Genomic DNA, 11,768 nt, shown 5'->3' on the forward strand with positions numbered 1-11,768 from the left:
TAAGCGCTCAGGAAGCAGCTAAGATGCTGCTCGTAACCCTGGGTTACAACGCTCAGAAGGCTGGTCTGGTAGGCACCGGTTGGGCAGCCAAGACCAACGCACTGGCTGACGAGAACGGTCTGCTGGAGGACGTTAACACTTCCTTCACTTCCGCTTGCCCGCGTCAGTACGCTGCACAGCTGATCTACAATGCAGTATTTGCTTACACCGTAGTTCTGCGCGATGGCGAGTACACCAACATGAAGCTGGTTACCGGTATTGGCAACGACTACAACCCGACCATCGGCGAGAAGTACATGGGCCTGCAGAAGTGGGTTGGTACCTTTGAAGGCAACGAGGACGTTTGCGGTCTGGACACCGGTCTGATCCGTGTAAACGGCACTCCGGACGGCAAGGACGTTGCAAAGGCTAACGCTGACTTCAAGTACAGCAAGCTGGACCTCTCCTACATCGGCGAGGAAGTTTCCGTACTGTACAAGGATGCTACTGGCGGCACCGCTAACAAGCCGGACAAGAAGGACACCATCTATGGCGTATACGTAACCGGTACTACCAAGGTTTACAACATCACCAAGGATGACCTGCAGTCCCAGAAGGACGCTGGTACTGTTCGTTTCGACGATAAGAACCATGACGTAGCTAAGGCTGCCAAGGACTACGAGTACCTGAATATCAACTACGGTGCTGACAAGAAGACTCTGAGCGAAGAAAAGACTGCTGCTCAGATGGCAACTCTGTTCTCGAATCTGTCGGCTGTATCTTCTGACACCATCAAGTTTGTTTGCAACGATGACGGCGACATTGTAAAGGCTTACGTTGTTGAGTCCAAGCTGGCTCGCGTTACCGCTGTAAACACCGACAAGGTTTCTATCAACAACCGTGTTGGTCAGCTGAAGAAGGAAGACAACGACATTTACTCCGATGTTAAGAAGGACGACATCGTTGTTGTTACCACTCTGTACAACTCTACTGCAACCGATTCTTCTGCTTACTCTATCGTTAAGAAGGCAGAGACTGTTGAAGGCAAGATCACCGGCTACAACGGCACCAAGAAGGTTACCGTAGACGGCAAGACCTATAAGATTGCCGGCGAGACTCTGTCCAAGACCATCGACAGCGACTTTACTGATTCCTTTGCAAATCAGATCGGCGAGACTGTTACCCTGTACATGATCAATGGCATGGTATACGGCGCTGAGATGGTTACCGAGGGCACCAAGAACTACGCTGTTGTTGAGACCTCTGACGGCACTCTGAATGATAAGATCAACCCGCTGAAGGTTGCGATCATGAAGGCTGACGGCTCCGAAGTAACCGTTGAGGTTCATAAGGATTCCATCTCGACTGCCAATGAAGATACCGAACTGACCGCTGGCAAGCTGATCAAGTATACCGATGTTTCCAATGGCAAGATCAAGATTACCGCAATCAGTGATCTGGTTAAGACCGTATCCGCTTCTAACGATGTTGTTTATGACAAGGATACCAAGTCCTTTGCAACCGCGGCTAACGGCGGCTCCAAGAAGGTAACCGCTACTGACGCAGTTGTATTCGTTAAGAAGGGTTCTGACTGGTACTCCTACAATGTTCGTAATCTGGATACCATCAAGGTTGCGTCCGGCACTTACCACATTTCTACCATGCTCGACGATTCCAAGATCGCAGTTGCATATGTAGAACTGGATAAGAAGCCGTCCGGTGCTTCTTCTGACACCGTTTACGGTATCGTATCCAGCGAGAACGGCACTGTTAAGAACGGTGACGACACCTACACTTCCTTCACTGTTGATGACAGCACCGATACCCCGAAGACCGTTCTGATCGAGGGTGCTGGCAACGAAACCCTTAAGAAGGGTGATCTGGTTGCATTTGATCTGGCTTCTGACAACGTATACGCTACCAGCGATATCAAGATCTATGCTCGTTACGCAGACAGCACTCTGAATCTGAATGTTGCAAACGCATCTAACGCATTCAAGGGCTTCGCTGGTGAGTATGAGGCTGCTTCTATCCTGACCTACTACAATACCAAGGCTGACCTGCTGGCTAAGACCAACTCGAAGACCGTTGCTGTTGACGACGATGTTAAGGTTATCTACGTTGACGCTGACGACAACAAGACTGTTGCTGAGACCGATGTAGTTCACGATGGTATCAGCGATAAGGCTAACTTTGTTGCAGTATACGACAATGACGATATCTCCAAGTCTATCATCGCTATCTTCGTTGCTGACGACAGCAATATCGAGCAGTAATCTCCGAATCCCGCGATTCGACTTTACGTAAAAGGAACCCCCGAGGAAAATCTCCTCGGGGGTTTTCTTATCCCCTCACCCACCAGCGGTCTGCCGCCGCTCTGCGCCGTGCCGCAGGCCGCCCCTATTTTCCCTATCGCACCCCAACCGCAAGCCGCTGTGCGCCGTTCTGACGCCCTTACGCCCTATCCCTCATCCGCCTGTAAAAGCGCACAAAAAAGCCGCCCGGAAAACCGGGCGGCTTGCATTTTTGAGAAATTACTTGAGCTGTACGCGCTCACGAATCGAATCGGTTACGGAAAGCTGTACGCTCTGTGCGGAGTAGCCGGTGCACGCCACCTGCGCCACATAGCTGCCGCGCTTGAGGCTGAACGACGCCGTGCCGTCCGTGCCGGTGGTGATGCTCTTGCCGCCAACCGTGACAACCGCACCGGACAGCGGTGCGCCGTACGCGTTGGTGACAACTAGCTGTACATTCTCGAGAATCTCGCCGGTCAGCTTGACCGTGCGGCCTGCAGAGATTTTGACCGTCTGCGTAACCGCCGCGGTAAAGCGCGAATGCATTGCCGTTACAACGTACGAGCCGCGCTTGACATAAACGGTTGCCGTGCCGCCTGAGCCGGTGGTCAGCGTCTGCGCTGCCGTGCCGCTCTCCGCGTCCGAAGGCGTGAAGGTGACGGACGCACCCGAAATCGGCAGACCGAGATCATCGACCACGGAAGCCGTCAGCGCGTAAGTGGTAACGTAGTTGACACGCAGCGTCGGGCTTTGACCCTTGCTCATCACAAAAACGAAATCCGCGTAGGATGCGCCGCTCTTGCCGAATTCCGCAACCGCAGACTTGTTGATCGTGACCTTGCTGCCCTCGATCTTGTACTGCCAGTTCTCCTCGAGCGTCTTGCCGTTCGAGCGGATATTCTTGAGCTTTGCACCGTCTACCATGTTAAGCGTTACCACCAGATCGGCGTATCCGCCGGACGAGGTGTTCGCGTCAAAATCGATCGCGGACGGCTGTACTTCGTTCACCGGCGCGGTATCTACCACGCTCAGCGAGCAGGTAAAGGACGAACCCTGATTGGGTACGAATGTAACCGTATAAGTGCCCTTGCTCTTCTTGGCAAGCGTCTCCTTGAGCAGACGAATCGTGCCATTCGTTGCATTATAGGTGTAATCCGTGCCGCGCTCGAGCACCGTACTGCCGATTTTGACGGAATCCAGACGCGTGCCCGCCGGAAGAACGACGTTTACCGTCTGATCGGCATGGTTTGCGGACTGCTCGTACTTATCAAAGGTAATCTGGCTCGGGCTGACTGCGCTCTGCGCCGAGTTGCTGACCGCCAGACCGATGGCTGCCTTGGAGCCGTCCTCAAAGGTCAGCTCTGCGGTGTAGGTGCCCGCCTTGAGCGTGGACAGATAGGTTTTGTACACACGGATGCCGTTCTTATCGCTCAGCAGGTTGTAATCCGTGCCCTGCTTGAGATTGGTGCCGTTGACCGAAACACGGGTCAGATCGTTCTTGTCCGCGTTGAAGGTGAACTCGTAGGAGAACGCGATCGCGTCCTTGTTATTCACGTCAATGGACAGCGTGGACGGAGAAACCGAAACGCTGGTGGACGCCGCAACATCCTTGCCTGCAATCTTCGCGGTAACGCCGCTCGCCAGCTCAACGCTGGTCGGCTGCATGGTCAGCTCACAGCCGTTGGCGTTGAGCACCGCCTTCTGGACCGAGCCGCCGCCGGTGACGGTGGTTCTGCCGTTTGCGGTAAGCGTGCTGATGGAGGTGCTGCCGGTCGTCAGGATGGTGCCGGTCTGCTCATTGGCAACGTCCCAGACAGCTGCATCCAGCGTCAGACTGACGCTGCTGCCGTTCATTTTAAGATCGGAGAAGCCGCCTGCAGTCGCTGCCAGATTGCTCTCGGTCAGCGTCGCAGAGGTTTTTACCTCGGTGGTGCCGATGTTGGTGTTGCCGGTCGCAATGACCTGCGGGGTCAGTCCGGTCGGATTGGAGACGACCATCTCGAGTGCGGAAACACCGTCCAGCGTTACATTGCCGCCACTGACGATGATATCGCCCGCAACGGTGACATCCTCAAGCGTTACATTGCCCGCCAGAACGCCCTCGGTGATGTACAGATTGCCCTTGATATCCGCATCGGCCAGCGTGCACGGTACGGAAATCGTAACGTTTTTGGTATCGCTCTTGAGCGTAGCCTGCGAGTACACGTTGCCGTTCTTATTCAGCGGGGTGCCCATATAGCCGTACAGCATTTTGGCGATTTCGCCTCGGCTGAGCGTGCCCTGCGGCTTAAAGGTACCGTTCGTGTAGCCGTTGATATAACCCTGCTTGACCGCTTCCGCAACGTAGGATTTGCTGTAATCGCTCAGCTTGGCCCGATCAGAGAACATATCCAGCGCAGACAGGTTAGCCGTCGGCGTGTACTTGTGCAGTCGGCCGAGGATGGTTGCTGCCTGCTCACGGGTCAGCGTGCCCTCCGGCGCCATACGGTTGTTGCCGACACCGTTGATATAACCCTGCTTGACCGCAATCTGCACGGTTTCGTAGAAAACATCGCTCGAATTGACATCCGAGAAGCTGATATCCGCCTTTTCGGTAAAACCGAACGCGCGGTTGATGTATCGCATGAACTCCCAGCGCGTTACCTTGTCATCCGGGCCGTAGTTGCCCGTGCTGGCAGACGGATTGATAATGCCGTTTTCATGCAGCTCGGTAATGTAGGACTTTGCCCAGTGGCCATCAATATCCGAAGCCGCAAAGGCAGCCGGCACGGTACTGACCAGCAGCGCCGCTGTCAGTACGGCGGAAAGGACTTTTTTCAAAGCTATCACCTCTTATTATAATTTACCTTTATTCTACCATTCTTTTGTTTATTTGTGTACTGTTATTTTTATCTCGAGACAGGGCTTTTGTCTAAAGAGACGGCCCGCTGCCGGTTTTGGTTTCACATTTTCGCAGAATTTTCCGGTATTCTCACAGAACGTACAATTTCTGCTCTGCTGTTTTGTATATCATTACTCCGCTTCATGGAATCTTTTCACAAATTCGCGCAAAACCCCTTGCATTGACAGCCGGATATTGTATAATTTAGATAGTGGCAATCCGTCGGTTGAAAGCGGCGATGCGCCAACTAACACGATGAGGTGATACCAATGGATTATATGTCGGAATACAAGCGTTGGCTGGACTGCTCTGCCCTCTCTGCGGACGAGCATGCCGAGCTGGCTGCTGTTGCAGATAATCAGGAAGAGATCGAAAGCCGTTTCTTTGCGCCGCTGTCGTTCGGCACGGCCGGTCTGCGCGGTGTACTGGGCGTCGGCCTCAACCGCATGAACCGCTTTACCGTCGGTCAGGCTGCACAGGGTCTGGCAAACCTGATCGTATCGAATGGTCAGGCCGCAATGGACCGTGGTGTTGCCATTGCATACGACTCCCGCCATTTCTCGGCCGAGTTCGCCAAGCAGTCTGCGTGCATCATGGCCGCAAACGGCATCCAGTCGCTGCTGTTCGATGAGCTGCGTCCGACCCCGGAGCTGTCCTTCGCTGTCCGTCACTACGGCTGCATCGCAGGCATCAACATCACGGCTTCCCACAACCCGAAGGAGTACAACGGCTACAAGGTTTACTGGGAGGACGGCGCACAGCTTCCTCCGGCCGAGGCAGACGTGGTTGCCAACGAAATGGCAAAGACCGATATCTTCACCGGTGTAAAAACTGCAGACTACGATGAGTCCGTCAAAAACGGTCTGATCCGTATTCTGTCTAAGGAGACCGACGAGGCTTATCTCGGCGAGGTTATTAAGGTTGCGGTAAATCCGGACTGCGTAAAGCAGGTTGCCGATGAGTTCAAGTTGGTGTACACGCCGTTCCACGGTGCCGGCTACCGTCTGGTTCCCGAGATCCTGCGCCGCCTGGGTTACAAGCACATTATCTGTGAGCCGGAGCAGATGAAGATCGACGGCGACTTCCCGACCGTTAAAAACCCGAATCCGGAGTACAAAGAAGGCTTTACGCTCGCCATCGAGCTGGCAAAGCAGAACGATGTTGATCTGATCATCGGCACCGACCCGGACTCCGACCGCACCGGCATCGTCCTCAAGGACAAGTCTGGCGAGTATGTCACCCTGTCCGGCAATCAGGTCGGTGTGCTGCTCACCGATTACATCATCACCGCAAAGAAGCTGACGAACACCATGCCTGCCCATCCGGCGGTGCTCAAATCCATCGTTACCACCGAGATGGCACGCGCGGCGGCTGAAAAGAACGGCGTTGAGTGCTTCGACACCTTCACCGGCTTCAAGTTCCTTGCCGAGAAGATCAAGCAATTCGAGCAGGACGGCTCGCACGAGTACATTTTCGCGTTTGAGGAATCCTACGGCTACCTGTGCGGCGATTATGCCCGCGACAAGGATGCCGTTACCGCTTCCATGCTGATCGCCGAGATGGCGGCTTACTACCGTACCCAGGGCAAGACCCTGTACGACGCAATGGAAGAGATGTACGAAAAGTACGGCTACTACTGCGAACAGACCATTTCGATCGTTATGCCGGGTGTTTCCGGCCTGCAGCGCATGAAGGAGCTCATGCAGGAGCTGCGCGACAAGCCGCTGACCCAGATCGGCACCCACAAGGTCGATTACACCCGCGATTACATGCCGGGCACCCGCACCTGCATGGCAGACGGCAAGTCCGAGCCGATGGAGCTCAAGGGTCAGAACGTGATGTACTACGAGCTGGAAGGCGGCACGACCTTTATCATCCGTCCGTCCGGCACCGAGCCGAAGGTCAAGGTTTACATCATGGCCAAGGGCGAGAACAAGGCCGAGGCCGCAGAAAAGGTCGAGGCTCTGACCGCTGCAGCGAAGGAAATCGTAAAGTAAGCCATCTGCAGTAAAAATCCAGCAACGCTGAATGCAGCCGAATTCCGGTTCGGCTGCATTTTTCCGGAATCACCTTGATTACCAAAATTATTATACCTTAATTATTTTAGGGGAACAAAAATATGATCAAACGCATTATTTCCTGTATTGTAAGCACGGTCATCGTGCTTGGTGCCACCATCGCGTATGACCGCACGCCTGCATGCCGTATTGCCGTGATGGAGCAGGTACCGACACAGCTGGCTTCCGTTCTGCCGCGTGCTGCCTCCTATGAACTGGAGCTGCGCACGGAGGAAGGCAACCGCAGCTACACGGTCAACTGCCATGACAAGGACGGCAGCACCTTCCGCTCCTACACCATGCAGACCGTGGAAGGCGAGGAAGAACCGCTTAATTTCACCTACACGGACTACACCTACGACGACAACGGCAACTGTACGGATGCTGTCACCACCGACAAGACCAACAACTCCACCTCGGAGTATCGCCGCAGCTATGACGACAAAAACCGCGTTCTGCGCACGGAAAACTACGAGGACGGCGAACTTTCGGCCTCCTCCGAGACGGTTTACACCGAGGTTGACAACGGTCAGTCCTCTGCCGTCAACACGGTTTACGACGCAGACGGCAACGAGCTGATGGTCGTCCGCATGGGCATGAACACCAACGGTGATGTGCTGTCCTCCCGCACCTACGAGGGCGAGGACAATATCACCTCCTCCACCGACAACCGTTATGACAGTCAGGGACGGCTCATCCAGTCGGTCACCGTAGACGAGAGCGGCATCGTGCTCGAGGTGCTCACCGTGTACTCGGTGGACGGCAAAACGCAGACCACCCGCTCGACCATCGAAGGCGGCACCCTCTCAACCGATACCCGTACCTTTGATGATAACGGCAATCTGGTCTCCATGCACCAGACCGACAGCGACGGCTACGCAAGCGATACCACTTATACACAGTTTAAGTAACCTGTCGCGGAACTTTAACCCGCAGTGAAAACCACCCGTTCGGGTGGTTTTTCCTTTTTTCGGACATACATTATCAGCTATACACCGACCATTTCTCCCTATTTGTCGGTTTTCCGCTAAACTCCTGCAAAATTCCTGTCTGGATATTGCTTTTTCTCGGTCAAACAGCTATAATCGCTATATGCGTATCAAGACTGTGTCAACAGAGCACAGCTATAGAGAAATAGATCGGAGGTGCGCTATGCGCATCATTATTGTAGGCTGCGGCAAAGTCGGCTCGGAGCTGGCAGGACAGCTCAGCGCGGCCGGACACGACCTGACACTGATTGACCTGTCCGAACGCCGGCTGAACGAGCTTTCCAATATGTACGACCTTGCTACAGTAAAGGGCAGCGGCACCAGCTATCACGTTCTGCGTGAAGCCGGCGTGCAGGATACCGACCTGCTCATCGCCGTTACCACCCATGACGAAATCAACCTGCTTTCCTGCCTGATCGCTCGTAAAGCATCCGGCTGCCACGCCATTGCGCGTGTGCGCGATCCGGAATATGTATCCGACCTCGGCTTTATCCGCGATGAGCTGGGTATTTCGATGGTCATCAACCCCGAGCTGTCCACCGCGCGTGTTGTTTCGCGTCTGATCCGATTCCCGTCGGCCATCCGCGTCAGCACGTTTGCCCGCGGACGTATCGAGCTGCTCGACCTCACAATTCCGCACGAGTCCCGCCTGGACGGCATGGCGGTCTGCGAGGTCAATCCTCTGCTCCGCACGGACGTGCTGCTGTGCATGGTCCGCCGCGACGGTCAGACCTATATTCCGAAGGGCGACTTCATCCTGCACGAGAACGATAACATCACCGTCATCATTCCGCCGCACGAGCAGAACGAATTTTTCGAGAAGGTCGGTCTGCCGGTCAAGCGCATTTCCTCCGCGATGCTGGTCGGCGGCGGCAAAATCTCGTACTTTCTTGCGAAAATCCTGCTGGATTCCGGCATTGCAGTCAAGATTATCGAAAACAAACTGGAACGCTGCGAAGCACTGTCCGAAATGCTCCCGAACGCGACCATCATCTACGGCGACGGCACCGACCGCGACCTGCTCGACGAGGAGGGTCTGGCAACCTGCGAGGCGTTTGCGGCGCTCACCGGCATGGACGAGGAGAACATCCTGCTTGCGCTGCACGCCGGCCGTCATTCCCGTGCGAAGCTGTTCACCAAGGTCAACCGTGTGAACTTTGAGGAAGTCATTGCCAGCATGCCGATCGGCAAGGTGATTCGCCCCAAGCAGACCACCGCCGAGCTGATCAGCCAGTACACCCGCGCCATGCAGAACTCGATGGGCTCCAACGTGGAGACCCTGCATCAGCTGGACGGTGCAGAAGCGCTTGAATTTCGTGTTGCGGCGCACCACCTCACCGGCGTTCCCCTGCAGGATATGCCGATTCGTCCGGATGTTCTGCTGTGCTGCATCAACCGCAAGGGCAAGCGTATCATTCCGCGCGGCCACGATGTGCTGCATGAAGGCGATACGGTTATCGTCGTTTCCACCTTCGAGGGCATGAACGACCTTCAGGATATCTTCCTGCCGACAACCAGAGGGCGCGAAAGATGAATTTCGCAATCGTCCGCTATCTGATCGGCTGGCTGATGGGCATTGAGTCCCTGTTCCTGCTGCTGCCCGCGTTTACCGCGGTCATTTACCGTGAACCCGAGCTGCCCGCCTATATCGCCACTGCACTGATTTGTATGGTCGGTGCAGGCATTCTGTGTGAATATAAGCCGAAAAACACCAAGTTTTACGCACGCGAAGGCTTTGTGGCCGTCGCGCTGTGCTGGCTGGTGCTGGCCGTGACAGGTGCCCTGCCGTTCGTGCTCAGCCGCGAGATTCCGTTCGCGGTAGATGCGATTTTCGAGGCCGCATCCGGCTTCACCACCACCGGCGCTACCATTCTCGGCGATGTGGAGGCGCTTTCGCATGCCTCTATGCTATGGCGCTGCCTGATGCACTGGGTCGGCGGCATGGGCATTCTGGTGTTCATGCTGATCGTCCTGCCGCTGGCAGGCGGTCAGACCATTTATCTGATGCGCGCGGAAAGCCCGGGACCCTCGGTCTCCAAAATATCGCCGCACATGCGCGATACCGCGCTTATCCTGTACGCGATTTACTTTGGACTGACCGTTCTGCAGATTATTCTGCTGCTGCTCGGCGGCATGCCGATGTTCGACGCCATCTGCGTTTCGCTCGGCACGGCAGGCACCGGCGGCTTCGGCAACTGGAATGATTCCATCGCGCACTACGACAGCGCCTACCTGCAGAATGTCATCTCGGTCTTTATGATCCTTTTCGGTATCAATTTCAACGCGTATTTTCTGCTTTTGACCCGTAAATTCAAGCAATTATTCAAAATCGAGGAGATTCGCGTGTACCTCGGCGTGATTGCCGTATTTACCACGCTGATCGCCTTCAACGTGCGCGGCTGCTTCAGTTCGCTGCGCGAGAGCTTTCACCATTCCCTGTTTCAGGTTGCGTCTATCATCACGACCACCGGTTTTTCAACCGTGGACTTTAACCAGTGGCCCGCATTCAGCAAGCTGCTGATCGTGCTGCTGATGTTCATCGGCGCGTGTGCCGGTTCTACCGGCGGCGGCGTGAAATGCTCGCGCATCCTGCTGCTGTTCAAGGGCGTAAAGAAGGAAATGATGTCGCTGATTCATCCGCGTCTGGTGCGCGTGCATAAAATGGACGGACAGCGCGTCCAGCATGAGGTCATGCGCTCGGTCAACGCCTTTCTTGTGGCATATCTGATCGTCATTGCCACTTCCATCCTCATTGTCAGCCTGCACTGTGAGGATATGGTAACCAGCTTCACCTCGGTTGTTACCTGCATCAATAACGTCGGTCCGGGACTCAATCAGGTCGGTCCGGCAGCCAACTTCGGTGCACTGCACCCGCTGAGTAAAATCGTGCTGACTTTCGATATGCTCGCCGGTCGTCTGGAGCTGTTCCCCATGCTTCTGCTGTTTGCGCCGGAAACGTGGCGAAGAAACCGATAAAAAAACTGCCGCTAAACGTATACCGTTTAGCGGCTTTTGCGATGTTGAACGACCACGAATCGTTCCGGTGCTCCACCGACACACCTGAATCATCGCAGCAGAATATGTCGAGATGGGGTTTTCCGGTTACTCAGGGGTATCTATCTCTTTGGGTAACATAATGGTTTTCGGCATATCGAGCATGCTGAGCAGTTCCTCGGAAAAATAAAAGGAATTGCGGTCTCCCTGCTCAAAAATCAGATACGGATAGGGTTTCAGTTCATCGAGCGTGATGCACTTCCGGTCTGTGTTTCCCGCAGGGTAAAACCGTACCGGTCCGCGTCATACTCCTTGACAACCTCGTCGAATGCGTTCACCGCAAACGAATAGTGCTGACATGACACGCAGAACTTAGGCACGCGCTTTCGGCCCACGCCCGAAGTGCTCCTGCATGATGTCTGCCTGCTCGAGCAGCATACGCGCAAACGAAAGCAGTGCCGCACGCATCCGTGCTCTGCCCGCACGGTTCCGCGCACTGGCGGAAAAGTACGGCTGCGCCTTTCACCCCGGTTTTGTCACCTGACAAAACCGGGGTGTTTTTTTACCGCATTTT

General features: G+C 55.0%; 8 protein-coding genes. 6 read left to right on the forward strand and 2 right to left on the reverse strand.

The annotated features are described in order from the left end of the window. On the forward strand, positions 1 to 2,255 hold a 2,255-nt coding region (locus tag DW088_RS13360; RefSeq protein ID WP_207663034.1), incomplete at its 5' end, for a hypothetical protein. A 258-nt stretch (positions 2,256 to 2,513) separates the two neighbouring features. On the opposite strand, the gene DW088_RS13365 is transcribed toward DW088_RS13360, so the two are convergent. After that, entirely contained in the window at positions 2,514 to 5,093 is a 2,580-nt protein-coding gene (locus DW088_RS13365; protein ID WP_158574703.1) for a X2-like carbohydrate binding domain-containing protein, read from the reverse strand. Positions 5,094 to 5,423: 330 nt separating this feature from the next. Here DW088_RS13365 and DW088_RS13370 point away from each other — a divergent pair, with 330 nt between their 5' ends. The 4 genes from DW088_RS13370 (at position 5,424) to DW088_RS13385 (ending at position 11,176) form a co-directional block, all read left to right on the forward strand. Further along, complete coding sequence (locus DW088_RS13370) at positions 5,424 to 7,151, forward strand: phospho-sugar mutase (protein WP_118361282.1); 1,728 nt, start codon at positions 5,424 to 5,426, stop codon at positions 7,149 to 7,151. Positions 7,152 to 7,273: 122 nt separating this feature from the next. Beyond that, the gene (locus tag DW088_RS13375) at positions 7,274 to 8,122 is read left to right on the forward strand and encodes a hypothetical protein (RefSeq protein ID WP_118361284.1); all 849 of its coding nucleotides are present in this window, start codon (positions 7,274 to 7,276) and stop codon (positions 8,120 to 8,122) included. Between the two features lie 241 nt (positions 8,123 to 8,363). After that, positions 8,364 to 9,734, forward strand: coding sequence for a Trk system potassium transporter TrkA (gene trkA, locus DW088_RS13380; protein WP_118361286.1), 1,371 nt, complete (start codon positions 8,364 to 8,366; stop codon positions 9,732 to 9,734). Continuing rightward, entirely contained in the window at positions 9,731 to 11,176 is a 1,446-nt protein-coding gene (locus DW088_RS13385; protein WP_118361288.1) for a TrkH family potassium uptake protein, read from the forward strand. Before trkA ends, DW088_RS13385 begins: the two co-directional genes overlap by 4 nt. 254 nt (positions 11,177 to 11,430) lie before the next feature. On the opposite strand, the gene DW088_RS16090 is transcribed toward DW088_RS13385, so the two are convergent. Continuing rightward, positions 11,431 to 11,589 (reverse strand): hypothetical protein, encoded by a 159-nt coding sequence (locus DW088_RS16090; RefSeq protein WP_199720442.1) that lies wholly within the window; start codon positions 11,587 to 11,589, stop codon positions 11,431 to 11,433. 17 nt (positions 11,590 to 11,606) lie between these two features. Between DW088_RS16090 and DW088_RS16575 the strand changes: the two genes are divergently transcribed. Next, positions 11,607 to 11,738: a hypothetical protein gene (locus DW088_RS16575; RefSeq protein WP_279217339.1), complete on the forward strand. Its 132-nt coding sequence runs from the start codon at positions 11,607 to 11,609 to the stop codon at positions 11,736 to 11,738. Positions 11,739 to 11,768 lie beyond the last annotated feature (30 nt).

The sequence above is a fragment of the Butyricicoccus sp. AM05-1 genome, assembly GCF_003474415.1.
Classification (GTDB): Bacteria; Bacillota; Clostridia; order Oscillospirales; family Butyricicoccaceae; genus Agathobaculum; species Agathobaculum butyriciproducens.

Excerpts from the sequence above, each read along its gene's own strand:
- DW088_RS13370 (WP_118361282.1), top strand. The coding sequence starts at position 5,424 with ATGGATTATATGTCGGAATACAAGCGTTGGCTGGACTGCTCTGCCCTC.
- DW088_RS13375 (WP_118361284.1), top strand. The coding sequence starts at position 7,274 with ATGATCAAACGCATTATTTCCTGTATTGTAAGCACGGTCATCGTGCTT.
- trkA (WP_118361286.1), top strand. The coding sequence starts at position 8,364 with ATGCGCATCATTATTGTAGGCTGCGGCAAAGTCGGCTCGGAGCTGGCA.
- DW088_RS13385 (WP_118361288.1), top strand. The coding sequence starts at position 9,731 with ATGAATTTCGCAATCGTCCGCTATCTGATCGGCTGGCTGATGGGCATT.
- DW088_RS16575 (WP_279217339.1), top strand. The coding sequence starts at position 11,607 with ATGATGTCTGCCTGCTCGAGCAGCATACGCGCAAACGAAAGCAGTGCC.